This window comes from Streptomyces sp. NPDC102274 (assembly GCF_044766385.1).
Lineage (GTDB): Bacteria > Actinomycetota > Actinomycetes > Streptomycetales > Streptomycetaceae > Streptomyces.
In genome coordinates this window covers 271,469-298,379 of record NZ_JBIWLW010000005.1, presented here as the reverse complement: position 1 = coordinate 298,379, position 26,911 = coordinate 271,469, and the positions used below count along the sequence as shown (strand labels likewise).

General features: G+C 70.8%; 20 protein-coding genes and 2 tRNA genes. 17 read left to right on the top strand and 5 right to left on the bottom strand.

Annotation, left to right across the window (positions count from 1 at the left end; translation table 11 throughout):
* Positions 1-30 precede the first annotated feature (30 nt).
* From nadD to ACIRQP_RS09870, 6 genes are all read left to right on the top strand, one after another.
* Positions 31-666 (top strand): nicotinate-nucleotide adenylyltransferase, encoded by a 636-nt coding sequence (nadD, locus tag ACIRQP_RS09895; RefSeq protein ID WP_403886108.1) that lies wholly within the window; start codon positions 31-33, stop codon positions 664-666.
* Positions 667-685: 19 nt separating this feature from the next.
* Positions 686-2,422 (top strand): LCP family protein, encoded by a 1,737-nt coding sequence (locus ACIRQP_RS09890; RefSeq protein ID WP_403886105.1) that lies wholly within the window; start codon positions 686-688, stop codon positions 2,420-2,422.
* 123 nt (positions 2,423-2,545) lie between these two features.
* Positions 2,546-3,007: a ribosome silencing factor gene (gene rsfS, locus ACIRQP_RS09885; protein ID WP_403886102.1), complete on the top strand. Its 462-nt coding sequence runs from the start codon at positions 2,546-2,548 to the stop codon at positions 3,005-3,007.
* Positions 3,004-3,657, top strand: a complete 654-nt coding sequence (locus tag ACIRQP_RS09880) for a histidine phosphatase family protein (protein ID WP_403886380.1) — start codon at positions 3,004-3,006, stop codon at positions 3,655-3,657. Before rsfS ends, ACIRQP_RS09880 begins: the two co-directional genes overlap by 4 nt.
* Before the next feature lie 94 nt (positions 3,658-3,751).
* Positions 3,752-3,824 (top strand) — tRNA-Ala (locus ACIRQP_RS09875).
* A gap of 400 nt (positions 3,825-4,224) precedes the next feature.
* On the top strand, positions 4,225-4,458 hold the full coding sequence (locus ACIRQP_RS09870) for a hypothetical protein (RefSeq protein ID WP_030352343.1): 234 nt from the start codon (positions 4,225-4,227) through the stop codon (positions 4,456-4,458).
* Here the strand turns inward: ACIRQP_RS09870 and ACIRQP_RS09865 are convergent.
* Positions 4,427-5,656: a glycosyltransferase 87 family protein gene (locus tag ACIRQP_RS09865; protein WP_403886099.1), complete on the bottom strand. Its 1,230-nt coding sequence runs from the start codon at positions 5,654-5,656 to the stop codon at positions 4,427-4,429. The genes ACIRQP_RS09870 and ACIRQP_RS09865 overlap by 32 nt on opposite strands.
* A gap of 129 nt (positions 5,657-5,785) precedes the next feature.
* On the opposite strand from ACIRQP_RS09865, the gene ACIRQP_RS09860 reads away from it, so the two are divergent.
* A tRNA-Ala gene (locus ACIRQP_RS09860) sits at positions 5,786-5,858 on the top strand.
* Between the two features lie 222 nt (positions 5,859-6,080).
* Here the strand turns inward: ACIRQP_RS09860 and ACIRQP_RS09855 are convergent.
* Both ACIRQP_RS09855 and ACIRQP_RS09850 read right to left on the bottom strand, forming a co-directional pair.
* On the bottom strand, positions 6,081-7,667 hold the full coding sequence (locus tag ACIRQP_RS09855) for an NADH-ubiquinone oxidoreductase-F iron-sulfur binding region domain-containing protein (protein WP_403886096.1): 1,587 nt from the start codon (positions 7,665-7,667) through the stop codon (positions 6,081-6,083).
* Positions 7,664-9,289, bottom strand: a complete 1,626-nt coding sequence (locus ACIRQP_RS09850) for a hypothetical protein (protein WP_403886093.1) — start codon at positions 9,287-9,289, stop codon at positions 7,664-7,666. Before ACIRQP_RS09850 ends, ACIRQP_RS09855 begins: the two co-directional genes overlap by 4 nt.
* Positions 9,290-9,985: 696 nt before the next feature.
* Here ACIRQP_RS09850 and leuS point away from each other — a divergent pair.
* The 8 genes from leuS (at position 9,986) to holA (ending at position 21,287) form a co-directional block, all read left to right on the top strand.
* Positions 9,986-12,886, top strand: a complete 2,901-nt coding sequence (gene leuS, locus ACIRQP_RS09845) for a leucine--tRNA ligase (RefSeq protein WP_403886090.1) — start codon at positions 9,986-9,988, stop codon at positions 12,884-12,886.
* 232 nt (positions 12,887-13,118) lie between these two features.
* On the top strand, positions 13,119-13,865 hold the full coding sequence (locus ACIRQP_RS09840) for a hypothetical protein (protein ID WP_403886088.1): 747 nt from the start codon (positions 13,119-13,121) through the stop codon (positions 13,863-13,865).
* A gap of 112 nt (positions 13,866-13,977) precedes the next feature.
* Positions 13,978-14,823: a DegV family protein gene (locus ACIRQP_RS09835; RefSeq protein ID WP_403886085.1), complete on the top strand. Its 846-nt coding sequence runs from the start codon at positions 13,978-13,980 to the stop codon at positions 14,821-14,823.
* Positions 14,824-15,411: 588 nt separating this feature from the next.
* Positions 15,412-16,128: a helix-hairpin-helix domain-containing protein gene (locus tag ACIRQP_RS09830; RefSeq protein ID WP_403886082.1), complete on the top strand. Its 717-nt coding sequence runs from the start codon at positions 15,412-15,414 to the stop codon at positions 16,126-16,128.
* Positions 16,125-18,905, top strand: a complete 2,781-nt coding sequence (locus ACIRQP_RS09825) for a ComEC/Rec2 family competence protein (protein WP_403886079.1) — start codon at positions 16,125-16,127, stop codon at positions 18,903-18,905. Before ACIRQP_RS09830 ends, ACIRQP_RS09825 begins: the two co-directional genes overlap by 4 nt.
* A gap of 141 nt (positions 18,906-19,046) precedes the next feature.
* Complete coding sequence (locus ACIRQP_RS09820; RefSeq protein ID WP_403886076.1) at positions 19,047-19,946, top strand: YceI family protein; 900 nt, start codon at positions 19,047-19,049, stop codon at positions 19,944-19,946.
* Between the two features lie 14 nt (positions 19,947-19,960).
* Positions 19,961-20,206 carry a hypothetical protein gene (locus ACIRQP_RS09815; protein WP_403886073.1) on the top strand — a complete coding sequence of 82 codons (246 nt, stop codon included), beginning with the start codon at positions 19,961-19,963 and terminating at the stop codon, positions 20,204-20,206.
* A 94-nt stretch (positions 20,207-20,300) separates the two neighbouring features.
* Positions 20,301-21,287: a DNA polymerase III subunit delta gene (gene holA, locus ACIRQP_RS09810; RefSeq protein WP_403886070.1), complete on the top strand. Its 987-nt coding sequence runs from the start codon at positions 20,301-20,303 to the stop codon at positions 21,285-21,287.
* A gap of 267 nt (positions 21,288-21,554) precedes the next feature.
* On the opposite strand, the gene rpsT is transcribed toward holA, so the two are convergent.
* Entirely contained in the window at positions 21,555-21,821 is a 267-nt protein-coding gene (rpsT, locus tag ACIRQP_RS09805) for a 30S ribosomal protein S20 (protein WP_030352331.1), read from the bottom strand.
* A gap of 203 nt (positions 21,822-22,024) precedes the next feature.
* Between rpsT and lepA the strand changes: the two genes are divergently transcribed.
* Together lepA and ACIRQP_RS09795 are read left to right on the top strand one after the other, a co-directional pair.
* Positions 22,025-23,893, top strand: a complete 1,869-nt coding sequence (gene lepA / locus ACIRQP_RS09800) for a translation elongation factor 4 (RefSeq protein WP_403886067.1) — start codon at positions 22,025-22,027, stop codon at positions 23,891-23,893.
* A gap of 229 nt (positions 23,894-24,122) precedes the next feature.
* Positions 24,123-26,012 (top strand): AMP-dependent synthetase/ligase, encoded by a 1,890-nt coding sequence (locus tag ACIRQP_RS09795; protein ID WP_403886064.1) that lies wholly within the window; start codon positions 24,123-24,125, stop codon positions 26,010-26,012.
* Between the two features lie 52 nt (positions 26,013-26,064).
* On the opposite strand, the gene ACIRQP_RS09790 is transcribed toward ACIRQP_RS09795, so the two are convergent.
* Positions 26,065-26,649 carry a two-component system response regulator gene (locus tag ACIRQP_RS09790; protein WP_403886061.1) on the bottom strand — a complete coding sequence of 195 codons (585 nt, stop codon included), beginning with the start codon at positions 26,647-26,649 and terminating at the stop codon, positions 26,065-26,067.
* Positions 26,650-26,911: the final 262 nt, after the last annotated feature.

The window sequence follows — 26,911 nt, the reverse complement described above, 5'->3', positions numbered from 1 at the left end:
CGTCATCTTGTGCCAGTAGGCTCTGGACGCATGGGAGAGCAGCGAGCGACCGGCGGTCGTGAACCCGGATCGGGTCGTGGCAAGCGCCGACTCGGCGTGATGGGCGGGACATTCGACCCGATCCACCACGGACACCTGGTGGCGGCCAGCGAAGTGGCCGCCCTGTTCCACCTCGACGAGGTGGTGTTCGTGCCGACCGGCCAGCCGTGGCAGAAGAGCCAGCGCGCGGTCTCCCCGGCCGAGGACCGCTATCTGATGACGGTCATCGCCACCGCGTCCAATCCGCAGTTCTCGGTCAGCCGCAGTGACATCGACCGCGGCGGCCCGACCTATACGATCGACACGCTGCGGGACCTGCGGGCCGTCCACGGCGACGCGGACCTCTTCTTCATCACCGGAGCCGACGCGCTCTCCCAGATCCTGAGCTGGCGGGACCACGAAGAGCTGTTCTCGCTCGCCCACTTCATCGGAGTGACCCGGCCGGGCCATGATCTGACGGACGACGGACTGCCCAAGGGCGGGGTCTCCCTCGTGGAGGTGCCCGCGCTGGCGATCTCGTCGACCGACTGCCGGGGGAGGGTCGCGAAGGGCGATCCGGTCTGGTATCTGGTGCCGGACGGTGTGGTGCGCTACATCGACAAGCGGCAGTTGTACCGCGGCGCATGAGCCACGGAGAGGGGCACCGGTGAACGACCAGCAGCAGCCGTACGATCCGTACGACCCGTATGACACGCGGCCCCGGATCGTCGGTTACGACGAGTACGGGCAGCCGGTGTACCAACAGCCCCAGCGGCAGCAGTACGACGCCTACGGGCAGCCACAGCATCAACAGCCACAGCAGCCACCGCAGCAGCAACAGGGGTACGGATACGACCCGTACACCCAGGCCCATCAGACCGGGCAGCCCCAGCAGCAGTACGACCCGTACGCCCAGCCGTCACCGCCTCAGCAGCAACAGGCGCCGCAGCAGCAGGCGTACGGATACGACGGCTACGGCTACGACACCGGGCAGCAGCAGCCCGTCGGCGTCGACACCACCCAGCAGTGGAACATCCCGCAGCAGCAGGGGCGGACCGAGGATCCGGCGCCCGAGCAGGCCGCCGCGCCCGCTCCGGCGCCCGCGTCCGTACCCGTACCGGAGCAGCGGCGCCCCGACGGCCAGGACCGTGACTACCGGACCGAGCAGTTCTCGTTCATAGAGGAGCCGGACGAGGACTCCGAAGACGTCATCGACTGGCTGAAGTTCACCGAGAGCCGCTCCGAGCGACGCGAGGAGGCCAAGCGGCGCGGCCGCAGCCGGATCGTGGCCCTCGTCGTGGTTCTCGTCCTCGCGGCCGCCGGCGGCGTCGGCTATCTCTGGTACGCGGGCAAGCTGCCCGGTCTCGGCGCCGCGGACGAGAAGAAGACCACCGCCACGGGGCCGCAGAAGCGCGATGTGATCGTGGTGCATCTGCACAACACCAAAGAGAAGGGCACCTCCACGGCGCTGCTGGTCAACAACTCCACGACCGGCCGGGGCACCACCATCCTGCTGCCCAACGCCCTCTCCGTCGCCGATGACGACGGCGTCTCGACCACGCTCGGCAAGTCCGTCGACGACGACGGCTCGGACGGAACGCGCGAGGCCATCGGCACGCTGCTCGGCACCAAGATCACCGGTACCTGGCGGCTCGACACCCCCTATCTGGAGAACCTCGTCGAACTCGTCGGCACGATCGACCTGACCACCGATGTCGAGGTGCCCGGGGCGAAGAAGGGCGACGACCCGATCGTCAAGAAGGGCGAGAACCAGACGCTCAGCGGACGGATGGCCGTCGCCTACGCCACGTACAGCGCGCCCGGCGAGCCGGAGTCCAAGCAGCTCCAGCGGTTCGGCCAGGTCCTCCAGGGGGTGCTGCGGAAGATGTCGGACGACCCGCAGGCCGCCACGGTCACCGTCGAGACCCTGGCGCAGATCCTCGATCCCTCGCTGCCCGAGAAGGACCTGGGAGCCTCCCTCGCCAAGCTGGCCGAGCACGCCAAGGTCGGCGACTACAAGACCGTGCTGCTGCCCGTCCAGCAGAACGGTCTGCTCAGCGAGCAGGCCGCCGAGAGTGTGGTGAAGGACATCCTGGGCGGTTCGGTCAGCGCTCCGGAGCAGGGTTCGGCCGTGCGCGTCGGGGTGAAGAACGCCAGCGGGGACCAGGACGCGGCGGAGTCCTCCCGGATCTCGCTGGTCAACGGCGGCTATGCCTTCGTGGACGCAGGCACGGCCGAGGTGGTGACATCTTCGCAGGTCACCTATGGTGACCAGGCCAAGAAGCCGGAGGCGGAAGAGGTCGCCAAGACCCTCGGACTGCCGGCCGGCGCGGTGAAGAAGGGCAAGGCTGCCACGAACGCGGATGTGTCCGTCGTCCTCGGCCAGGACTACGAGGTCGACTGAGGCCGACGGGGACGGGCCTACCGGGGCGTCACGCCCGGCCCCGGCCCCGCTCCCGCGCCGCACCGGCCGTCGGTGGTCCGTGAGATCCTTGGTATCTCCATGACCACCGACGGAAGCCTGCTTGTGACCGCTACTGATCGTTCCATCGAGCTCGTCAACGCCGCCGCACAGGCGGCCGCCGACCGGCTCGCGCACGACATCATCGCGTACGACGTCAGCGATGTGCTGTCGATCACCGATGCCTTTCTGCTCGCGTCGGCGCCCAACGACCGTCAGGTCAAGTCGATCGTCGACGAGATCGAGGAGCGGCTCCAGAAGGAGCTGGGCGCCAAGCCGGTGCGCCGTGAGGGCGACCGCGACGCGCGCTGGATCCTCCTCGACTATGTCGACATCGTCGTGCATGTGCAGCACAGCGAGGAGCGGGTCTTCTACGCGCTGGAGCGACTGTGGAAGGACTGCCCCGAACTGCCGCTTCCCGAGGACGCCGTCAAGACCCGGGGCAAGGCCGCGGAGCACGCCGAGTCGGTGGGCGACGGCGGGGAGCGCGCCGGGGTCTCCGGTGACACGGACGGTGAGCTGAGCTGAACGGCGGCAAGGGCGGCAGGGGCCGCCGCGTCATCCTGTGGCGGCACGGCCAGACGGCGTGGAATCTGGAGCGGCGCTTCCAGGGCACCACGGACATCGAGCTGACCGAAGCCGGTGTCTCCCAGGCACACCGGGCCGCCCGGCTGCTGGCCTCCCTGAAGCCGGACGCGATCATCGCCTCCGACCTCCGGCGGGCCGTGGCCACGGCCCGTGAGCTGGCCGCGATCACCGGGCACGACATCGCGTACGACTCCGGGCTCCGCGAGACCTTCGCGGGCGCCTGGCAGGGCCTGACCCATGAGGAGATCATCGGGCAGTACGGGCAGCAGTACGCGGCCTGGAAGCGCGGTGAGCCGGTGCGGCGCGGCGGCGGTGAGCTGGAGACCGAGGTGGCGGAGCGCGCCGCGCCCGTCGTGCTCCACCACGCCGACAAGCTGCCCGACGGCGGCACGCTCGTCGTGGTCAGCCACGGCGGCACGATCCGCACCACGATCGGCCATCTGCTGGGCCTGGAGGCCCACCACTGGGAGGGGCTCGGCGGGCTCTCCAACTGCTGCTGGTCCGTCCTCGGCGAGGGCGTGCGCGGCTGGCGGCTCCTGGAGCACAACGCGGGAACCCTCCCGGAACCGGTCCTCGGTGACGACGACTGAACGGCCCCCGGCGGCGATGGGGCCGGATTTCGCTTTCCGGCTGGTCACAGGCTAAAGTTCTTCTTGTTCGCGGCGCTGAGCGCGGGGAACACGCGGGGCTATAGCTCAGTTGGTAGAGCGCCTGCATGGCATGCAGGAGGTCAGGAGTTCAATTCTCCTTAGCTCCACAATCCGCTTCATCCTTCGGATCCCGTCCCTGGCAAGGGGCGGGATTTCTGGTTTCGGGACTTTCGTCCCCGCGCGCGCCCTCTCCACCGCCCGGGGGCTCACCGGCCGGCGGCCCCGCGTCCGGTACAAGCCCTAACAGGCAGGCTTTTTCAGGCTGCTCCCCAGTCCTCGGCGTGGCAGAATCGGACCGCCGGAGGGGGGCGACGGACCGCATGGGGAGGGAGCGCGCACATGTCCGCCTGCAGCGTCGAGGAACCCGATGAGCTGCTCGGCGCGGCGCAGGCGCGCACCGGCCTCAGCTGTCTTTCGTGCGGCTCGTCCCATGTGGCTCAAGTACTTGGTGACAATGCCGGAATTTCCTACGTGTGCACGGCCTGCGGCCACAGCTGGAGCTGAGTGATGGGTGCACACAGGCGTAAATGCGACTGGTGCGGCAGCGGTACGCCGATCGTCCGGGACATGGATCCGCTCAACCCCGAGTACCAGTACTGGTGCGAGGAGTGCGCGCGGGCGCTGATCATAAAAGGCGACCCCATCGAGACGTACCGGGAGCTGGAGGGCGAGCCGATCTACGGACGGCTCCTCGACGAGCACTGCACGCTCAAGCGCTTCTACTCGTTCGCCACGGCCTGACCGGGGACACGGCCACGTACCCGATCAGGGCGGCGGCCGTCAGGGGATAGAGGGCGGAGAGGCCCATCTCGGTGGCGCCCTGGGACAGTTCCGGGCGGCCGGTGCCGTGCGGGACCCACCACAGGGCGTACGAGCAGAAGACCAGCGCCGAGACGAGCGCCCACCGGGCCCCGGCGCGCGCCCCGAGGAACAGCGCGATCGGCACGCACCACACCCAGTGGTGCGACCACGAGACCGGGCTGACCAGCAGCGCCGTCGCCGCGCAGGCGGCCATGGCGGCGGCACGTTCCCCGCGCAGCGCCGCCGCGACCGCCGCCGCGAGGCCGAGTGCCGCCACCGCGGCGGCCGTGGCGGTCCACCAGAGCGCCGGCTCGCCCGTGTGCAGCAGCCGGGCGAGGACCCCGCGCAGCGACTGGTTGGCGGTGTTCTCCGCGCTGCCCGCCCGGTGCGTCTCGAAGAGGGTCACGGACCAGAAGTGGAGCGAGTCGCGGGGGAGAACGGTGGCGGCCGCCAGCGTCGCCGCGCAGAAGGCCAGCGCGGCCGTCGAAGCCCGCCGCAGCCACGGATTCCAGCCCTCCTCCCGGGCCCGTACCAGCCCGACGATCAGGAACAGGACGGCGAAGAGCGCGGGGGTGAGCTTGACCGCGGCGGCCAGGCCGGTGCCCGCGCCCGCCCAGCGGTGTCCGTCGCGGCGGGTCAGGTCCCACACCACCGCCACCGCGAGCAGCAGATTGATCTGCCCGTAGCGCAGGGTCGTCCAGACCGGCTCGCACCAGACGGCGACCGCGGCCACCCAGAGCGCGGTGACCCAGGGCCGGGGGAGCCGGTCAGGGGGGAGCGTCAGCCGCAGGGACAGACGCACGAACGCGACCAGGAGCAGCAGATTTCCGGCGGTGGCGAGCGTACGTAGCCCGGGAACGTCCGGCAGGGTGAGCGGGGTGAACAGCAGCGCGGCGAACGGCGGGTAGGTCGCCGGGAGTTGAACGGAGGTCGCGCGCATCGCGTACAGATCCCGGCCGTCCAGCACGGTGCGGCCCTCGGCGCGATAGACCATCAGATCGATCATGGAGACCCCGGCCGCGCGCTGCGCCGCCCAGAACGTGGCGAAGGACAGCAGACAGACCGAGGCGGCGAGCAGGAGGGAGCGCCGGTCGGAGGGGTTTCGGAGAGTGTTCCGCAGGAGCGTGGCGACGGTCACGAGGGCCGACAGTACCGGGCGTATCGGTCTTATCCGTTCACACCGGAAACGATTTGGTGGTGAGCCGGAGGGACCGTGTAATGTTGGCGATGCCGCCGAGGGGAGAGCCTGGAGAGCGGCACATCGCAAGGGGCTATAGCTCAGTTGGTAGAGCGCCTGCATGGCATGCAGGAGGTCAGGAGTTCAATTCTCCTTAGCTCCACATCTTTTCGGCTGTCACAGCGGATCAGAAGTATTCAACAGCAGGAGAAGCGGGCCACCCGGATCGGGTGGCCCGCTTCTGTGTGGGGGAGGTCTCCGGGTCGGCGGGCGCCCGAGCTGGGCGAGCGCCGACCGGGAGGTCTCAACCGTGTCCGGGCGGACGGGACTTCCGGGCGGACGGGACCTCGGACTGAGAGGCCGCCCCACCTATGTGCGCGGCCTCTTACCTGTCCAGGGCCTTGCGGCCACCGCTGGGCGGCAGCGCCACGCGTGCGGACCGCTCGGGGCGCACCGGCGCGGGCTGCTCGATACGGAGCGCGAGCGCGGGGCATCGGCGCACCGCGCGCTGCGCACGCCCGCGCAGATGCATCGGAACCGACGCGTCCGCGAGCGCCGGATAGCCGTCGGGCCCCATCCGGATCAGCTCCGGGACGATGTCCGCGCACAGACCGTGGCCCTGGCACAGCGTCCAGTCCACGGCGAGCTTCTCCCCGCTCGGAATGGACTCCTCCGTCTCCTGGTAGCCAGGACCCGGCAGCGGCAGCACTCCCGTCGTCTCGCGCCCGCAGCCGCCGTCCAGCACATGCGCGGCGAGGTCGTCGGTGAACGCCGACAGGGTGGAGGCGAAGAATCGCGCGGAGCCGTCGGGGTGCTTGCAGGCTCCCCGGCCCTTGACCGCCTGGGTCACCGCGCGCAGCGCCTCCAGCGCGGCCTGGCCGCCGCCGTTGATGACATCGGAGAGGCCGCCCGCCGCCGCGGGCAGCCCGAGCTTGCAGGGGCCGCACTGCCCCGCCGTCTCGGCCGCCAGCCAGTTGGCGACCCGCAGCGCCTCACCCAGGGGGCAGGTCTCGGGGCCGATCGGCAGGATCGCGCCCGCGCCCAGCGCGCCGCCGAAGGAAGCGAAGGACTCCTTGGAGATGACGGCCTCGTGCGCGGCCATCGCGTCGATCCAGTTGCCGTGGTAGCCGCCGGTCAGGACGCCCTGGGGCATCGGCGGGGCACCGGCCATCTGGAGGACGTACCGCAGCGGTACCCCTGACGGCGCCTCGACCACCATGGGACGGGCGACCGCGCCGGAGATGGTGAGCAGGACCGTGCCCGGCTCGCTGTCGAGCCCGGTGTGGCCGTAACGGCGGGCGCCGATACGGGCGGCGACGGCCAGCTGGGCGAAGGTCTCGGCGTTGGACAGCAGGGTCGGGAGACCGGCCACCCCGGACTCGGCGGCGCGCTCGCGGCGGCCGGGCGGCAGGGCGGGCCCGCCGTCGATGGCGCGGATCACGGACGACGCCTCGCCCGAGACCATACGCTCGGGGGTACGGATCACCCGCGCGCGCAGCGCCTGACCGCGCCGGTCGGACAGTCCGCGTTCGGCGAGGGCCCCGCGGATCGAGATCTCGGTGGAGTTGCGGGTGACGGCGACGACCAGCGTGCGGGCGCCGAGCGCCTCGGCGGCCAGCAGCGCGCCGTCGAGTATGAGGTGCGGGGCGCGGTTGATCAGGACGGTGTCCTTGCGGCAGGGGGGCTCGCCCTCGCTGCCGTTGATCACGACGACCGGCCGTACGCCGCGGCGGATCGCGGCCTTGGCGACCGCCCGCAGCTTCTTGCCGAAGGGGAAGCCCGCGCCGCCGCGGCCGGTCAGGGAGATGTTCTCGGCGAGCTGTGCCAGCCGCTCGCCGGTCATCGGTTCCAGCGGGCCGTGCACCTTGAGATGCATGGACAGATCGAGGCGTTCGACCAGGTCGAATCCCTGGGTCAGCTGGGGGAGGCCGACGACGCGGACTTCGGGGACATCGGGGAGCGGGGTGTTCACGGTCGGTCTCCTGCGGGTGCGTGCCAGGGTTCCCCGGCCGGGGGCGGATAGAGGGGGCCGGGTGGGGGATCGGCGGGATCGGGCGTGGCGGGCCCTGGGGAGGCGGGGCCGGAGGTGGCCGGGCCGGGGGCGGCCGGGCCGGGAAAGGCCGACGCCTGCCCGTCGTACGACCCGCTGTCGTAGGACCTGCTGTCGTAGGCGGGGGTGGAGCCCGTGTCGTACGGGGGAACGGGGCCCGTCGTCCCGTACGCGGGGACGGATCCGGTGTCGTAGGCGCCGGTGCCGTATGGGGACGCCCCCGTCGGGCCATAGGCCGAGGTGGGGCCCGCGTCGTACGGGGGCGGCGTATCCGGGGCGTACCGCGACGCGGCGCTCGCGCCGTTCTCGTACGTCGGGATCGCGCCGGAGTCGTAGGGGGTCGACGTGGGCGGAGCGAAGGCCCGCGCGGGTGGGGGCGGGGACGGGGCCGGCCAGCCGCCCTGCCTGCTCGTGGGCTCTTCGGGGACGACCGGGATCTCCTCGGTCATCGGTATGCGCTCGGCCAGCGGTATCCCTCCGGAGGGCGGTCCCGGGGACGGGGGTGGCGCCGGCATCCGCGTGGTGGCCTCCGCCCCGAGCGAGACCGCGCGGTAGCCGGCGGAGATGCCCGTACCGGTGTCCGAGAGGGGATCGGCGCCGAGGTCCTGGTACGTGCCGGCACGGGGGGCGACGAAGGTGTCGGCCGTGGGATCGACGGCCGGGAAGGGAACGGCCGGCGGCCGGGGCGCCTCGTACAGCGGAGGGGAAGGGGCGGTGAGCCGCGGCCGTGTACGGGGCGGGTCGAGCGGCGATCCCAGCGACGGGCCGGGCGTGGCGGGCTCGCGCTGGAGGCGCCCCACGTACCGTGGCCGCGGCGGAACGCCCGTCGCGCCCGGGAGCGGGTCCGAGGCGAGATCGCGCCGGGACGGCTCGGTCTCCGCGCCCTCACGGGCGGCTCCGGTCGCGCCGCTCGTTCCGTCCGCCCCGCTCGTTCCGGTCGCGCCGGTCAGCGACACGATCCTCTCGGCGATCCGGTGCTTGAGCGGGCGGGGGAAGAGCCGTACGGACACGGCGGCGGCCACCCCGACCAGGGTGAGGCAGTACAGCGTGGTGACGTACGTGGCCGCGGGACGGCCCGCGAAGAGGCCGTGCACAAGAGCGAAGCACCAGGCCGGGTAGGCCAGCATGTGCACCGCCCGCCAGCGTCCCGCGAACCGGCCGGGGAGGGCGAAGGCGCTGCGCATCGCACCGGTCGTGGCGGCGACGATCATCAGAAGTCCGGCGAGCGAACCGAAGCCGATGAGGCCGTTGGCGCCGTCGACACCGAGGCCGAACGGCACCAGGGCGCCGATCAGCGCCACATGTCCGAGCGAGACCTTGACGGTGACGTGCAGCAGCAGAAAGCCGAGCGAGGCCACCGCCGTCGCCCGGTGGACGCCTTGGGCCAGCAGCCGGTGCCGTGGGGAGAGCAGTAACCGGTCGGTGGCTATCAGACCCCAGACGACGGCCCCGGACAGGGACAGCAGCGACAGCACGCCGGCGCCGAAATCGAGGAAGGCACGGAAATCGTCGCCTCCCGCGACGGCGAGTAGCGGTACCAGCACGAGTGCGGCGACGGATACTCCGCCCTGTATCTGCCGGCTCGAGGTGGGATCCAGACTGAGCGACGAACTGGTTGTGCGTTGAGGATTCATGGGGGGCGACTCCGAATGGCTCGGGAAAGCGGTCCCGCTGCCGCATGCTAGGTGGCGCCATACCAGCCAGTACCCGGTTTGCGGGTTTAGCCGGGGCAAGGTGAGTTATCCGACTCCGCGGATGCCCGGATAGGGGCTGATACGCGGAGTAAGGCGGGTGCGGTGCTTCCCTCGTCGCTCCGCCGGGGGCCTCCGTCACGCGCAACGCCATTTCCGCGTCGAGCCCTTCTGTCAACCCTTTCGCTCGTCCTCACCCATCTCCGCGCGCACTCTCCCCGGGCTCTCCCCGTCTCCTCCCCGCCGTCTCCCCGGACTCTCCCCCTCCGGGGCGGCCCTCGGGCATGACCTCGGGCGGAGGTGGGCCCGCGTGATACACCGGTGCGGGCCGTCCGGGCGCTGCGGTACCCTGACGCCATGCGTGCCGTGGGCCTTCTGCTTAGCGGGCCGCGCTGATCAGTCCCGACGGATGACAGAGATCCGGTCGGAATCGGCGCGGCGTCCCCTCCTGTGTGAGGGGCCTTTTTCGTTCACCGACCGGCGCCGCCATTCGCCGAATGGCACGGCCGAATCCGCTGGCAGAGACGATCGATGGAGCTTCAGAGAATCATGAGCGAGACGAATTCCGCTGCCGCTGAGCCGGTGGCGCCGCACCGCTACACGGCGGCCCTGGCCGCCGACATCGAGGCACGCTGGCAGGACTTCTGGGACGCCGAGGGCACGTACGAGGCACCGAACCCCATGGGTGATCTGGCCGGCGACCCGGAGCTGGTCGCGAAGCCCAAGAAGTTCATCATGGACATGTTCCCGTACCCGTCGGGAACGGGTCTGCACGTCGGCCATCCCCTGGGCTATATCGCCACCGATGTGTTCGCCCGACACCAGCGCATGACCGGGCACAACGTGCTGCACACGCTGGGCTTCGACGCCTTCGGCCTGCCGGCAGAGCAGCACGCGGTCGCCACCGGTACACACCCCCGGGTGTCGACCGAGGCCGCGATGGACAACATGAAGGTCCAGCTGCGCCGGCTGGGTCTGGGCCACGACAAGCGCCGGTCCGTGGCGACGATCGACCCGGACTACTACAAATGGACCCAGTGGATCTTCGTACAGATCTTCAACTCCTGGTACGACAAGGACGCGGACAAGGCGCGACCGATCGAGACGCTGGTGGCGCAGTTCGAGAGCGGGGAGCGGACGACGCCCGACGGGCGCCCCTGGAGCGCGCTGAACGCCGCCGAGCGCGCCGACGTCCTGGGTGAGTACCGGCTGGCGTACGCCTCGGACGCGCCCGTCAACTGGGCTCCCGGCCTGGGCACCGTCCTGGCCAATGAGGAAGTCACCTCGGACGGCCGCTCCGAGCGCGGCAACTTCCCCGTGTTCAAGGCGAAGCTGCGCCAGTGGAACATGCGGATCACCGCCTACGCGGACCGGCTGCTGAACGACCTGGAGGCGCTGGACTGGCCCGAGGCCATCAAGCTGCAGCAACGCAACTGGATCGGGCGCAGCGAGGGCGCGCGCGTCGACTTCCCGGTCCACGTGGGTGACGACGGTCACATGGACGCCATCACCGTCTTCACCACGCGTCAGGACACGCTGTTCGGCGCCACGTACATGGTGCTGGCGCCGGAGCACGACCTGGTCGAGAAGATCGTCCCGGCCGCCTGGCCCGAGGGCACGCACGAGGTATGGACGGGCGGCCACGCGACCCCCGCCGAGGCCGTCGACGCGTACCGCAAGCAGGCCGCGTCCAAGTCCGACGTCGAGCGGCAGGCCGAGGCGAAGGACAAGACGGGTGTCTTCACCGGCGCGTACGCGACCAACCCGGTCAGCGGCGACCGCGTACCCGTCTTCATCGCCGACTATGTGCTGATGGGCTACGGCACGGGCGCGATCATGGCCGTACCGGCGCACGACAGCCGTGACTTCGCGTTCGCACGCGCCTTCGAGCTGCCGATGCGCTGTGTGGTCGAGCCCTCGGACGGCCGCTCCACCGAGCCCGCGGAGTGGGACGACGCGTTCGCCTCGTACGACGCGCGTCTCGTCAACTCGACCGGCGAGGACATCTCGCTGGACGGTCTGGGTGTCACCGAGGCCAAGGCGCGGATCACGGAGTGGCTGGCCGCGCGCGGTATCGGTGAGGGGACGGTCAACTTCCGGCTGCGCGACTGGCTGTTCAGCCGTCAGCGGTACTGGGGCGAGCCCTTCCCGATCGTCTACGACGAGGACGCTACGGCGCACGCGCTGCCCGAGTCGATGCTGCCGCTGGAGCTGCCGGAGGTCGACGACTACTCGCCACGCACGTTTGACCCGGACGACGCGGACACGCAGCCGGAGACGCCGCTGTCACGGAACGCGGACTGGGTCGATGTCGAGCTGGACCTGGGCCGCGGCGAGGGCGTCAAGCGCTACCGCCGCGAGACCAACACCATGCCGAACTGGGCCGGTTCGTGCTGGTACGAACTGCGCTACCTGGACCCGCACAACAGCGAGAAGCTGGTCGACCCGGCCATCGAGCAGTACTGGATGGGCCCCCGTGAGGGGCAGCCGCACGGTGGGGTCGATCTGTACGTGGGCGGCGCCGAGCACGCCGTACTGCATCTGCTGTACGCGCGCTTCTGGTCCAAGGTGCTGTTCGATCTGGGGCACATCTCCTCGGTCGAGCCGTTCCACAAGCTGTACAACCAGGGCATGATCCAGGCGTTCGTCTACCGGGACAGCCGCGGCATCGCGGTGCCGGCGGCCGAGGTCGAGGAGCGGGACGGCGCGTACTGGTACCAGGACGCGAAGGTCAGCCGCGTCCTGGGCAAGATGGGCAAGTCCCTGAAGAACGCGGTCACTCCGGACGAGATCTGTGCCGAATACGGCGCGGACACGCTGCGGCTGTACGAGATGGCCATGGGCCCGCTGGATGTCTCGCGGCCGTGGGACACCCGCGCGGTCGTCGGCCAGTACCGGCTGCTGCAGCGGCTGTGGCGCAATGTGGTGGACGAGGCGACCGGCGAGGTCACCGTCGTGGACATCGCGGACGCCGAGATCGATGTGGACACGCTGCGCGCGCTGCACAAGGCGATCGACGGGGTCTCGCAGGACATGGCGGGGCTGCGGTTCAACACGGCCATCGCGAAGGTGACCGAGCTGAACAACCACCTGACCAAGACGGGCGGCCCGGTCTCCCGGTCGGTCGCCGAGCGGCTGGTGCTGCTGATCGCGCCGCTGGCCCCGCATGTCGCCGAGGAGCTGTGGCGTCGGCTGGGCCACTCCGACTCGGTCGTGCACCAGGACTTCCCGGTCGCGGATCCGGCGTATGTGGTCGACGAGACCGTGACCTGCGTGGTGCAGATCAAGGGCAAGGTCAAGGCGCGGCTGGAGGTCTCCCCGTCGATCTCGGACGAGGAGCTGGAGGCGCTGGCGCTGGGTGACACGGCGGTGGTCGCGGCGCTGGGCGGCGGGGGCATCCGGAAGGTGATCGTGCGGGCGCCGAAGCTGGTGAACATCGTCCCCGCGTAGTACCGGACCGGGTAGTACCGCGTCGCCGTAGTACCCGATGCGCGTAGTACCGCGTCGCGTGATGCCCGCGCCGGGTAGTACCGCGTCCAGTACCGCCTGGCGGGGCAGGGCTTTCCCCTACGGGCAGGTTGGGGGTTCCTGAGGAACCCTCGGCCTGCCTGTTCCGTTTACCGTGGAAGAAGCGGCAAGCGGGAAGCCGCTCCCGAACACGGCTGAATGCGAAGGGGCGCCCATGGACGTCGTGATCCTTATCGTGACGCTGCTCTTCGTCGCCTTCGTCGCGCTGGGGGTGTTTGTGAGCGTGAAGGCGGTGCGTGCGGCCAAGCGGGGCGTCGACCGTACGATCTCGCAGGCCCGCCGGACCGTCGAGGACACCACGCTGCGCGCCAAGAGCCTCGGTCAGACGGGCGCGGCGGGGGAGCTGGCGCAGCTGCGGCTGAGGCTGCGGACCTCGATGCGGGCCACGCAGGACGCGCTCCAGGCCGGTGTGGCGGAGGACGCCTCGCTGGCGGAGTCGATGGAGCTCTTCCGGCGGCTGAGCGCGCACGGCCACGAGTTGGACGACGAGCTGCGGCAGCTGGAGCGGGATCCGGACCGGGCGAGGGTCGCGGAGCGGCTCCAGGATGTGCGCGAGCGTACGGAACAGATCACGCACGCGGCGGACTCACTGCGCTGGGCGGCGCGGGACCGGGCGCGGAAGTTCGCGGAGGACGACCTGTCGTCGCTGAGCGCGCAGATCGATGTGGAGTCCGGGGCGCTGCGGCACTGGTCGTCGGCGGAGAGACAGCCGGAACGGGAGGCGACGGTATGGCCGGAGCCGGAGGGTTCCGGGGCCGGGGCCGCCGACGCGGAGCGCGCGGGTCCCGCGGGCGGCGCCCAGGGCAGGCCCGAGGCGATCGAGCCGCCGGATCCCCGGCGGCAGCGGACGTACCCCTGGCAGAAGGCGCCCGGGGAGACCAGGCCCGAGACCACGACTTGACGGGTCCGGGACCACCATCCGGTGAGGGATCGCGGCGTGGGCGAGGGCGGAAACGATCACTGACATGGGGGCGGGCTGCCGACCAGGGGCGACGACGGGTAACCTCCCGCTCATGTCCCGCCATGTCGCGATCGTCACCGATTCCACGGCCTACCTGCCGCCGCAGACGATGGAGCGGCACGGCATCACCGCGGTGCCGCTGACCGTCGTGCTCGGTGACCGCGCGCTGGAGGAGGGCACGGAGATCTCGGCCCGTTCGCTCGCCCTGGCGCTTCAGAAGCGACGCTCCGTGACCACGTCACGGCCGAGCCCGGATGTCTTCGCCGCCGCGTACCGGAAGGCGGCCGAAGCCGGTGCGACAGGGATCGTCTCCCTGCATCTGTCGGCCGAGTTCTCCGGGACGTACGACGCCGCCGTGCTCGCGGCGAAGGACGCGGGCGTGCCGGTACGGGTGGTGGACACCGGGATGGTGGCGATGGCGCTCGGTTTCTGCGCGCTGGCGGCGGCCGAGGTGGCGGAGGGGGACGGCACGCTCGACGAGGCGGTGGCCGCCGCCGAGAAGCGGGCCGCCGGGACCTCCGCGTACTTCTATGTGGACACGCTGGACTATCTGCGCCGGGGTGGCCGTATCGGCGCCGCCCAGGCGCTGCTGGGCTCCGCGCTCGCGGTGAAGCCCCTGCTCCAGCTGGACGGCGGGCGTATCGAGCTGCTGGAGAAGGTGCGTACGGCGTCGAAGGCGATCGCGCGGCTGGAGGAGATCGTCACCGAACGGGCGGGCATGAGCGAGGTGGACATCGCTGTGCACCATCTGGCCGCGCCCGAACGGGCCGTGACGCTGGCCGAGCGCCTGCGTGAGCGAGTGCCGGGGCTGGTGGATCTGCATGTCAGCGAGGTGGGTGCGGTGATCGGGGCGCATACGGGGCCGGGGCTGCTGGGGGCCGTGATCTCACCGCGCTGACCGGCCCGCTCGGCCCGCGGTCGGTCGTCGGCGGATCGCCCGCCCGACCGATCGCCGGAATGGTCCCCCGGCAAATCGGCGCGTCGATGGGTGGCGCATAGGCGGGTGGCGCGTCGGTTTGGCGGTGGCTCGGCGGATGTGGACCACTCGTAAGGGTGACCGACTTATCCACAACTCGGTTGTTATCCACGAGGATTCGGCCTGCTCGGCGGGGTCGGGCAGATGTGCCTACCGTCTTGTGGCATGGCTCTCCGAACACGCTCCGTAACCTCTGTCACCAGTGGCCCCGGCCGTGCCCCGGGCTCCGACGGCCGGGCCCGCCATGGGCGTCATGGCCGACCCGGCGGCCCACGAACCCGCCCGCGTACGGCGCTGTCGCGTGTTGGCGACGCGGGCGGTACGGCTCCGGCCCCGGTCACCGCCCGTCCCCCGACCAGCACCGCGCCCCCGATTACCGCCCCGCCGCCGATTACCGCCCCGCCGCCGATTACCGCCCCGCCCCCTGCCCGGACGGATGCGCGCCGTCGCGCGGAAGCGCTCTTCGGCGATACGGCGACCGGGACGGGTGGGAGCGACATCGCGACGCGCGTGGCGGACGCGGCCCTGGCGCCGGACACCCCCCGGCCGGGGCGCGTGCGCGCGTGGGCGGGGTCCGCTCTGCGCGAGCGCTTGCCCCTGTGGGTGCAGCTCAGATGCGGTCTTGAGCCCCGGACACTCGCGGCGCTCGCGGTGATCCTGGTGGTGGGCGTGCTTCTGGCCGGACACCATTTCTGGAGCGGTCGGCCGGGGACCGTCAGAGCTCCGGAGAATGTCGGCGCCGAGGCCGTGATCCCCGAGGCGCCGTCGGAGACTTCGCCCTCGCCGTCGCCCTCCGCCCGTGTCGTCATCGATGTGAGCGGGAAGGTGCGGCGGCCCGGAGTTCTGCGGCTGCCTGCCGGGTCACGGGTCGCCGACGCGCTGCGCGCCGCCGGGGGAGCGAAGCCCGGCGCGGACCTGACCGGGCTCAACCGGGCACGGGTTCTGATGGACGGCGAACAGGTCCTGGTGGGCGGCCCCGCTCCACCGGCGGCGGGCGTCGGCGCGGGCGCGGCCAACGGCGCCGGGGCCGCCGCGGGGCCGGTGAGCCTCAACGCCGCCACGCCCGAACAGCTCGACACGCTCCCGGGAGTTGGTCCGGTGCTCGCCCAGCACATCATCGACTACCGTGGCAGGCACGGAGGTTTCCGGTCCGTCGATGAGCTGCGCGAGGTCAACGGCATCGGGGAGCGCAGGTTCGCGGACCTCCAGTCCCTCGTACGACCATGACGCGCCCAGTGGTTCACGCGACGGCCGGGCACCGACTGGGGTCCGCCAACCCCCGCCAGGAGGCGCCGGCCGACCTCCGGCTGGTCCCGCTCGCCCTCGCGGCGTGGGGCGCGGCGGCCCTGGCGCTGGGAACCCCGGGGCGCTGGACCGCCGTTGGCGTGCTCGCCTGTCTGCTGACCGCCGGTTTGCTGCTGGTGTGGCCCGGTGGCGGGCCGGAGCGACGGCTCAGGCGACGGCTCCGGCGACGGCTCAATGGTGTGGCCGTCGCGGGGGTGCTGCTCTGTGCCGCCGCCGGAGCCGCGTCCGCCGGGCTGCACGGCGCCGATGTGCGCCGGGGGCCCGTACCGGGCCTGGCGGAGCGGTATGCGCGCGTCACCACGGAGTTGACGGTCACCTCCGACCCCCGGCCCACGCGTCCCAGGGTCCGCGGTGACCGGATCGCGGGTGGTGGGTTCGTCCTGGACGCCGATCTCACCCGAGTGATGACGCCCAGGGGCGGGACCACCACCGGCCGCACGCCCGTTCTGGTGATCGTCGCGCCCGGTGAGCACTCCGGCCGGTGGCAGCGACTGTTGCCCTCCACGCGGCTGCGGCTGACCGGGAAGCTCGCGCCTCCCCTGCGTGAGGACGACCACTACGCCGCGGCATTACGGGTGGAGGGAACGGGCCCGCCGCCGGTCACCGGAGCGCCGACCCGCGTACAGCGCGCGGCCGGAGAGCTGCGTGCCGGGCTGCGTGAGGCGGCCGACGGGCTGTCGCCCGATGCTCGGGCCCTGCTGCCGGGGCTGGTCGTCGGTGACACCACACGCGTTCCGCCCGAGCTGCACGACGCGTTCGCGGCGACCGATCTGCTGCATCTGATGGCGGTCTCCGGCAGCAATCTGACGATTGTGCTCGCTCTGCTGATCGGGCCGGCCGGGCTCGCCATCAGAGCCGAACGGCGCGGGCTCGCCCCGCGTCTGGGGATCTCACTGCGAGCGACGGCGCTGCTCGGCGGGGCGCTCACGCTTGCCTTCGTGGTGGTCTGCCGGCCGGAGCCCAGTGTGCTGCGGGCCGCCGCCTGCGGGGCGATCACCCTCCTCGCCATCGGCACGGGCCGCCGCAGAACCCTGCTTCCGGCGCTGGCCGCCGCCGTACTGCTGCTGGTGCTCTACGACCCCTGGCTGGCCCGGAGTTACGGCTTCCTCCTCTCCGTACTGGCCACCGGCGCCCTGCTCACCATCGGGCCGCGGTGGAGCGCGGCGCTGGTGCGACGCGGGGTGCCGCCACGGCTCGCGGAGGTGCTGGCCGCGGCCGGCGCGGCGCAGGCGGTGTGCGCGCCGGTGGTGGCCGTGTTCGCGGCCAGGGTCGGGCTGGTGGCGATCCCCTGCAACCTCTTCGCCGAACTGGCGGTGGCCCCGGCCACGGTCCTCGGCTTCGCCGCGCTCGCCGTGGCGCCCGTGGCGATGCCCGTGGCCGAGGTGCTCGCCCGCTGCGCGGGCTGGCCGGCGGGGTGGATCGCGTCCGTCGCGCGCGTCGGCGCTTCCCTGCCGGGCGCGGAGGCCGCCTGGCCCGGCGGCTGGCGGGGCGGACTGCTGCTCGCCGTCGTGACGGCCCTTGTCCTGCTCGCGCTACGGCGTGTCCCACGCCATCCCTGGACGGCCGCCGTCTGCGCCGTACTGCTGCTGCTCGCGGTCCTGCGGCCGCCGCCGCTCATCCGGATCGTCACCGGATGGCCGCCCCCGGGATGGACGTTCGCGATGTGCGACGTCGGTCAGGGGGACGCGGCCGTGCTCGCGGCGGGCGACTCCACGGCCGTGGTCGTGGACGCGGGTCCCGACCCCGGACCCGCCGACCGCTGTCTGCGGGACCTCGGCGTCACGCGCGTCCCGCTGCTGGTGCTCACGCACTTCCACGCCGATCACGTCGCGGGGCTGCCCGGCGTCCTGCGGGGCAGAGCGATCGGCGCGATCCAGACGACGGTCTACGAAGACCCCCCGGAACAGGCCGCGTTCGTACGGAGAACGGCGGCCGGGGCGCGGGTGCCCGTCGTCCGCGCGCGGCCGGGCGAACAGCGCCGGATCGGACCGCTGACGTGGCGGGTGCTGTGGCCACGGGCCGGGACGGCCCCGGCGGCCGGGGAGCCGAACGACTCCAGCGTCACCCTGTTCGTACGGGTCGCCCGGGGCCCGACGCTGCTGCTCCTCGGCGATCTCGAACCGCCCGCCCAGCGCGGCCTGCTGCGTGACTACCCGAGGCTGCCACCGGCGGATGTCCTCAAGGTGGCCCACCATGGCTCGCCGTTCCAGCACCCGGGGCTCCTGCGCGGTGTCCGCCCCCGGCTGGCCCTCATCTCGGCGGGCCGGGACAACCCGTACGGGCACCCCTCGCCCCGTACCGTCGACGCGCTGCGCGCCGGAGGAGCGGCCGTGCTCCGTACGGATACGGACGGAGCGATCGCGGTGGTCGGAGCCGGGGCCGGGCTACGGGCCGTGCCCCGAGGGCGAACCTCGTTTCAGGCGCGGGGAGTAGGGCCGGCGACGTATGGCCTGCCGGTGGGCGCGGCGGCAGACTCGGATCATGGACACCTCGCGGTTCACCGCCGCCTGTCCACGCAGGATCGGTGCCGCTCGCCCGGCGCGTGCCGACGCGGCGGCCCGGGATTCCGTACGACCATCTCGCGCTCCCGACGGACGCCGGCCGGGGAGGACGAGATATCGGCCGCCTACCGTGGCCATTTCGGGCTGACACTCGGCCACCCGCCGGTCCTTCAGCCACGGTTCGATAACAACGGTTGATGCCGGAGCCCATATCTGGCAGTACGTTTGCCCCGGGCCAGGCAGGAGTGATCGAATGCTGTTCACTATGGGCCGCTGTCCCGACAAGGGCGCCGCGCCGTACGCGGCCCGCGGAACGAATCGCACAGGGGTACGTACACCATGATCAGCCGCCTTTTCCGCCGAGGAACCGCTGTCCGGAGTGGCGACACGCTCGCCGGACTCTCCACGCCGCCCGGTGCGGGGCTGCTCACCTGCCGAGTGCTCGATCCTGTCGGCGAGCCCGTGAGCCAGGCCGAGTTCACCGTTAACGACAGCAACGGCCGCAAGGTGGTGAGCGGTGAGACCGATCCCTTCGGCACGATCGTGGCGATGGTTCCCTTCGGGGAGTACCGCATGTCCATATCCGCCGACAGTTTCACCCCTTACCGGGGCAATGCGACGATCACCGAGGGAGGGGTGCCCACCGGCCTCGGGGACATCGTGCTCCAGATAGCCCCCTCGCTTCCGCTGCCCGAAACCGGCGAGTGGGAGGTCGAACAGGCCCACACCCAGATCGGGTTCGAGGCACGCCATATCGGCCTCGCCCGGGTCTTCGGCCGCTTCGACAACTTCGCGGGCGCGATCCGGATCGGCGACACCGTCGAGAACTCGGCGATGCATGTCGTCATCGACGCCGCCTCGATCGACACCAATGTGCAGATGCGTGACGACCATCTGCGGTCGGCGGACTTCCTCGACGTGGAGAACTACCCGACGATGGAGTTCTACAGCGACCGCTTCGTGCACCGCGGCGGAAACAGCTGGGCGATCACCGGAGGACTCACGCTGCACGGCGTCACCCGCACGGTGACCCTGGACGCCAGCTACGGCGGTACGCGCGTCGGTATGGAGGGTGAGACCCGGGCGGCCGTCGTCGCCACCACCGAACTGCACCGTGAGGACTACACCGTCAACTGGCAGTCGATGCTGGCCCGTGGCATCGCCGTTGTCGGCTCCAACATCAAGATCAACCTTGATATCCAGATCGTGCCCAAGGGCACGCAGCTGAAGTACAAGTGACGACAGCGCGGTCGGTGAGGCATGTGAGACACCTGCTCGTACTGCCCGACCGTGACGCGGCCGAGGAAGCGGCGGAACAGCTGAGGGACCGCTTCGCCGTGACGGGCGAGCCGCAGTTGGTGCGGGACGCCCTGGCCGGCGAGGACGACGCGGAGGACGCCCAGTGGCTGGTCGTCGTGGAGGACCCCGGGGCCCGGCTGGACGTCGAGGCGCTGGACGCGTTCGTGGCGGACTGGGACGGCTGGCGGGAAGCCCCGTAGCGGCGTCCGCACGGTGTCGGAAGCCCCGTAGCGCCGTCCGCGCGGCGTCACCGGGCGTCCCGGCTGTCAGTGGCCCATGCGATGCTGGACCGCGATGGCCACCAGAAAGACTGCTTCCGACGATCCGCTCGCCCCGCTCACGCTCGCCGTGGGCCAGGAGGACCTGCTGCTCGACCGCGCCGTGCAGCAGGTGGTGGCGGCGGCCCGCGCCTCCGACGCCGACACGGACGTCCGTGACCTCACCTCGGACCAGCTCCAGCCCGGCACCCTCGCCGAGCTGACCAGCCCGTCGCTCTTCGCCGAGCGCAAGGTCGTCGTCGTGCGGAACGCGCAGGACCTCTCCGCCGACACGATCAAGGACGTCAAGGCATATCTCGACGCCCCGGCCGAGGAGATCACGCTCGTCCTGCTGCACGCCGGAGGCGCCAAGGGCAAGGGCCTGCTGGACGCCGCACGAAAGGCGGGGGCCCGTGAGGTCGCCTGCCCCAAGACGACCAAGCCCGCGGAGCGGCTCTCCTTCGTACGCTCGGAGTTCCGCGCGCTGGGCCGCTCGGCCACGCCCGAGGCCTGCCAGGCGCTGGTGGACTCGATCGGCAGCGATCTGCGCGAGCTGGCGAGCGCCGTCTCGCAGCTCGCGGCGGATGTCGAGGGCACGATCGACGACGCGGTCGTCGGCCGCTACTACACGGGCCGCGCCGAGGCGTCCAGCTTCAATGTCGCCGACCGCGCCGTGGAGGGCAGGACCGCCGAGGCCCTCGAAGCGCTGCGCTGGTCGCTGTCGACCGGAGTGGCGCCCGTGCTGATCACCAGCGCGCTCGCCCAGGGGGTACGGGCCATCGGCAAGCTCTCCTCCGCGCGCGGCGGCCGGCCGGCCGATCTCGCGCGTGAGCTGGGGATGCCGCCGTGGAAGATCGACCGGGTGCGCCAGCAGATGCGCGGCTGGACGCCGGACGGTGTGGCGACGGCGCTGCGGGCGGTCGCCGACGCCGACGCGGGTGTCAAGGGCGGCGGCGACGACCCGGAGTACGCGCTGGAGAAGGCGGTCGTCGCGATCGCCCGCGCCGCCCGCTCGAATCGTTAGGGCGGGTCGCGAAAGCAGCGCCGTCCGCCCATAGGCCGGGCGGGGCGGGACCAAATATGCCCAGGACCTAGCCGTTCCCCACGAGAGCGCGTAAGCCGAAGGCCCCGGTGATCCGTCCTGGGGAGGATGGGGCCGGGGCCTCGACGTCAAACCTGGTGAACTCGCACCCGCGTGGCGAACGCAGTCGCGTACGAGCTCGGGGACGCCGGTCAGGAGCGGTAGAGAGGGCCCGCTGAGTCCCGTCCGGCGGTCAAATCAAGAGAGCGCTCAGCCCTGGAGGGAAGCAACCTTGGCAGCCAGCGCCGACTTCTTGTTGGCGGCGGCGTTCTTGTGGATGACACCCTTCGAGGCAGCCTTGTCGAGCTTGCGGGACGCCTCACGAGCGGCCAGCGAGGCCTTCTCGACGTCGCCCGCGGCAGCGGCCTCACGGGCCTTGCGGATCGCGGTCTTGAGCGACGACTTGACAGCCTTGTTGCGCAGGCGTGCCTTCTCGTTGGTCTTGTTCCGCTTGATCTGGGACTTGATGTTCGCCACGAAAGAGCCTTTTCAGGTTCGGTGAATCTTGACTGAGCCGCCCCGCGCCGAGATGGCACGAGACACAGCTGTTCAGGCTACCAGTCACCCTCCGACCGGCCCAAACCGGGCGCAGTCCCGTACCCGTGGGACGATGGAGCCTACGTATCGATCCGAGTCGACCCGAGACGAGACGCCGCGCGTCTCAAGAATCAGGACCCTGCGTGCCCGCGACCCCTCTCCACGTGCCCGAGCCGAGCCGTACGGACCCGGCGCTGCTCCGCAACTTCTGCATCATCGCGCACATCGACCACGGCAAGTCGACGCTGGCCGACCGGATGCTCCAGCTGACCGGAGTGGTCGACCAGCGGCAGATGCGCGCTCAGTACCTCGACCGGATGGACATCGAGCGCGAGCGCGGCATCACGATCAAGTCCCAGGCGGTCAGGCTGCCCTGGGCTCCCCGTACGGGTGAGGGCGAGGGCAGGACGCATGTCCTCAATATGATCGACACGCCGGGCCACGTGGACTTCACCTATGAGGTGTCCCGTTCGCTCGCGGCCTGCGAGGGCACGGTCCTCCTGGTGGACGCCGCCCAGGGCATCGAGGCGCAGACCCTCGCCAACCTCTATCTGGCGATGGAGAACGACCTCACCATCGTCCCGGTGCTCAACAAGATCGATCTGCCGGCCGCCCAGCCGGAGAAGTTCTCCGAGGAACTGGCGAATCTCATCGGCTGCCAGCCGGAGGACGTCCTCAAGGTCTCGGCGAAGACCGGCATCGGGGTGGACGTACTGCTCGACCGCGTGGTCAAGGACGTACCGGCGCCGGTCGGTGTCGCGGACGCGCCCGCCCGCGCGATGATCTTCGACTCCGTCTATGACTCGTACCGCGGTGTCGTCACATACGTACGTGTCATCGACGGCCAGCTCAACAAGCGTGAGCGGATCCGGATGATGTCCACCGGCGCCACCCACGAGCTGCTGGAGATCGGTGTCTCCTCGCCGGAGATGACCCCGGCCGACGGCCTCGGCGTCGGTGAGGTGGGCTACATCATCACCGGTGTGAAGGACGTACGGCAGTCCAAGGTCGGTGACACGATCACCACCCTCAACAAGGGGGCGACCGAGGCGCTCGGCGGCTACAAGGACCCCAAGCCGATGGTGTTCTCGGGCCTCTATCCGCTGGACGGCTCGGACTACCCCGAGCTGCGCGACGCCCTCGACAAGCTTCAGCTCAACGACGCGGCCCTGGTCTACGAGCCGGAGACCTCCGCGGCCCTCGGCTTCGGCTTCCGCGTCGGCTTCCTGGGGCTGCTGCACCTCGATGTGATCCGAGAGCGCCTGGAGCGCGAGTTCGGGCTCGATCTGATCGCCACCGCCCCCAACGTGGTCTACCGCGTGCTGATGGAGGACGGCAAGGAGCACACGGTCACCAACCCGAGCGAGTTCCCCGAGGGCAAGATCGACTCGGTGCACGAGCCGGTCGTACGGGCCACGATCCTCGCCCCGAGCGAGTTCATCGGCTCGATCATGGAGCTGTGCCAGGCCCGTCGCGGCACCCTGCTCGGTATGGACTACCTCTCCGAGGACCGGGTCGAGATCCGCTACACGCTGCCGCTCGCCGAGATCGTCTTCGACTTCTTCGACCAGCTGAAGTCCAAGACCCGGGGCTATGCCTCGCTCGACTACGAGCCCACCGGCGAGCAGACCGCCCAGCTCGTCAAGGTCGACATCCTGCTGCACGGCGACAAGGTGGACGCCTTCTCCGCCATCACCCACCGGGACCAGGCGTACGCGTACGGCGTGCGGCTGGTCGCCAAGCTGCGCGAGCTGATCCCGCGGCAGGCCTTCGAGGTGCCCATCCAGGCGGCCATCGGCTCCCGGGTCATCGCCCGTGAGACGATCCGCGCCATCCGCAAGGACGTCCTCGCCAAGTGTTACGGCGGTGACATCTCCCGGAAGCGCAAGCTGCTGGAGAAGCAGAAGGAGGGCAAGAAGCGGATGAAGATGGTCGGCAGTGTGGAGGTCCCGCAGGAGGCCTTCATCGCGGTGCTCTCCAGCGACGAGTCCGGCGGCAAGGCGAAGAAGTAGCAGAGTGTGATCCATGGCCGGACGGGCCCCGCGCTGTGGCGCAGGGGCCCGTCCGTGTTGTCCGTGCAGTCCGGGGAGGGGTCGTTATGAAGCGGCGCCTCGCTGCCCCTTACGTACCGGGCGGGCGGCCTCTAGTCTGATCACCGAGCCTAGTTACTCGTCAGTTAGTTACTCGCCAGTCACACAATCAGGTCAGTCACGCAGCGCTGCCGCGGGCCCGGAGGATGTCGTGAGCGACACACAGAACTTGATCGAGAACCGGCCGCCCTCCGTGGCGACCCTCTTCATTGAGCGCGTGAGCGCCACACCGGACGCGGAGGCCTACCGCTTCCCCGTCCCCGCGCCGGCCGGCCGGGGCCCCGACGAGTGGCGCTCCCTGAGCTGGAGCGAGGCCGCGGAGCGGGTGTACGCCATCGCCGCCGGTCTGATCGCGCTGGGCGTACGGCCCGAGGAGCGCGTGGCGCTCGCCTCGTCCACCCGCGTCGAGTGGATCCTCGCCGACCTCGGAGTGATGTGCGCGGGCGCCGCGACGACCACGGTCTACCCCTCGACCAACACCGAGGAGTCCGCGTACATCCTCGCCGACTCCGAGAGCCGGGTACTGATCGCCGAGGACGCCGCCCAGCTCGCCAAGGCGCGCGAACGCCGGTCCGGGCTGCCGCATCTCGCCCATGTCGTGGTGATCGACGCCGCCGACGCGCTCCCCGCCGAGGGCGATCCGGCGGGCTGGGTGCTCTCCCTGGCCGATCTGGAGGCGCGCGGCACGGAGTATCTGGCCACGCGCCCGGAAGCCGTCAAGGAGCGCGTCGGGGCCATCACGGCCACCCAGCTCGCCACGCTGATCTACACCTCGGGCACCACCGGCCGGCCCAAGGGGGTGCGGCTGCCGCACGACAGTTGGTCGTACATGGCCAAGGCCACCGCCGGCACCGGACTGATCACCAAGGACGACGTCCAGTACCTGTGGCTGCCGCTCGCCCATGTCTTCGGCAAGGTGCTGACCTCCGGACAGATCGAGGTCGGGCATGTCACCGCCGTGGACGGGCGCGTCGACAAGATCATCGAGAATCTTCCGGTGGTCCAGCCGACCTATATGGCGGCCGTGCCACGGATCTTCGAGAAGGTCTACAACGGGGTCGCGGCCAAGGCACGGGCGGGCGGCGCCGCCAAGTACAAGATCTTCCAGTGGGCGGCCGGGGTCGCCCGCGAATACGCCAAGGTCTCCCAGGACAACTTCCGGCGTACGGGCACGGCCTCCGTACCGTTCGCCCTCGGCGCCAAGCACAAGGCCGCGGACGCGCTCGTCTACGCCAAGCTGCGCGAGGCGTTCGGCGGCCGGCTGCGTGCCGCGGTCTCCGGCTCCGCCGCGCTCGCGCCCGACATCGGGTACTTCTTCTCCGGCGCCGGGATCCACATCCTGGAGGGCTATGGACTGACCGAGTCCAGCGCCGCCAGCTTCGTCAACCCGGGGGAGGCGTACCGCACCGGCACGGTCGGCAAGCCGCTGCCCGGCACCGAGGTACGGATCGCCGACGACGGCGAGATCCTGTTGCGCAGCCCGGGGATCATGGCCGGATATCACGGGCTGCCGGAGAAGACGGCGGAGGTGCTGGAGCCCGACGGCTGGTTCCACACCGGCGATATCGGCGAGCTGTCCCCCGACGGCTATCTGCGGATCACCGACCGCAAGAAGGACCTCATCAAGACGTCGGGCGGCAAGTACATCGCCCCCGCCGAGGTCGAGGGCCAGTTCAAGGCGGTGTGCCCGTTCGTCTCCAACATCCTGGTGCACGGCGTGGACCGTAACTTCTGTACGGCGCTGATCGCACTCGACGAGCCGGCCATCCTCGGCTGGGCCGACGAGAACGGCCTGGCGGGCAGGACGTACGCCGAGGTGGTCGCCTCCCCGGCGGTCCAGCGGCTCATCGCCGGTTATGTGAAGCGGCTCAACGAGGGCCTCCAGCGCTGGCAGGCCATCAAGAAGTTCCGGCTGCTGCCGCGCGATCTGGATATCGAGCACGGCGAGCTGACGCCGAGCCTCAAGCTCAAGAGGCCGGTGGTGGAACGGACGTACAAGGACCTGATCGAGGAGATGTACGAGGGCTCCCGGGAGGCCTGAGGGCGCCGTCCGGGGCCGGCCCCGGCCCCGGACGTGACGTTCGCCGCAGGCCCTACTGGGCCCGGCCGCGCCGCAGTTCGTCCAGTGTCTCCTCGATGCGGGCCAGCTGCTTTCCCACCGAGTCGAGGACGGCCGGGGCGCCCCCGCGTAACTCGTCCTCGATCGAGGCCAGCCGGTCCGTGATCTCCCCCAGATGCTCCTGCTCCCGGGCCAGCAGCCGTTCCAACTGGCGGTTCTTGCGGTGCAGATCGAGGAAGACGCTGACCTTGGCACGGAGCATCCACGGGTCGAAAGGCTTGGTCAGGAAGTCCGCCGCCCCCGTGGCGTAGCCCCGGAAGGCATAACCACTGTCGGACTCCGGACCGTTCAGGAAGATGATCGGGATGTCCTTGGCCCGGTCGAGCCGCTTGATCCGGTAGGCGGTCTCGAAGCCGTCCATGCCGGGCATCCGGACATCCAGCAGAATCAGCGCGAACGGCTCCCGCAGCAGTGCCTGTACGGCCTCCTCGCCCGAACGGGCCCGGACGAGCGGCTCGTCCAGTGAGGCGAGGACCGCTTCCAGCGCGACGAGATTGTCCTCCAGGTCGTCGACGAGAAGGATGCTCGCGCGTTCCGTGGTGGCTGTTGTCCTGCTCATCCCGCTCCCCTTGTCCGGCCCCCCGTGTTCCGGCCAGGGAGGCAAGAATGCTCTGTGCGAAGCGTTTTGGCACGCCATTTCGGCGGTTTGGTCTCGTGTCGCCACCGCGCCGGCCGCGCTCCCCGCCGTACCACCGAAATACGGCGGGTGTGCTTCCGGGGCATGGTCACATCTTGACCACTTCCATGACTCGGCGCGTATGACCGGGCTCCGTCTGTCACTCTGTCGGGATCGTAAGCGGCACAAACGCCAGAACCGGATC

What these genes read in the sequence shown, in the direction of transcription:
- ACIRQP_RS09790 (WP_403886061.1), bottom strand. Translation starts at nt 26,649, where the DNA reads ATGAGCAGGACAACAGCCACCACGGAACGCGCGAGCATCCTTCTCGTC.
- nadD (WP_403886108.1), top strand. Translation starts at nt 31, where the DNA reads ATGGGAGAGCAGCGAGCGACCGGCGGTCGTGAACCCGGATCGGGTCGT.
- ACIRQP_RS09870 (WP_030352343.1), top strand. Translation starts at nt 4,225, where the DNA reads ATGGGTGCACACAGGCGTAAATGCGACTGGTGCGGCAGCGGTACGCCG.
- ACIRQP_RS09825 (WP_403886079.1), top strand. Translation starts at nt 16,125, where the DNA reads ATGACGCGCCCAGTGGTTCACGCGACGGCCGGGCACCGACTGGGGTCC.
- leuS (WP_403886090.1), top strand. Translation starts at nt 9,986, where the DNA reads ATGAGCGAGACGAATTCCGCTGCCGCTGAGCCGGTGGCGCCGCACCGC.
- ACIRQP_RS09835 (WP_403886085.1), top strand. Translation starts at nt 13,978, where the DNA reads ATGTCCCGCCATGTCGCGATCGTCACCGATTCCACGGCCTACCTGCCG.
- holA (WP_403886070.1), top strand. Translation starts at nt 20,301, where the DNA reads ATGGCCACCAGAAAGACTGCTTCCGACGATCCGCTCGCCCCGCTCACG.
- ACIRQP_RS09820 (WP_403886076.1), top strand. Translation starts at nt 19,047, where the DNA reads ATGATCAGCCGCCTTTTCCGCCGAGGAACCGCTGTCCGGAGTGGCGAC.
- ACIRQP_RS09840 (WP_403886088.1), top strand. Translation starts at nt 13,119, where the DNA reads ATGGACGTCGTGATCCTTATCGTGACGCTGCTCTTCGTCGCCTTCGTC.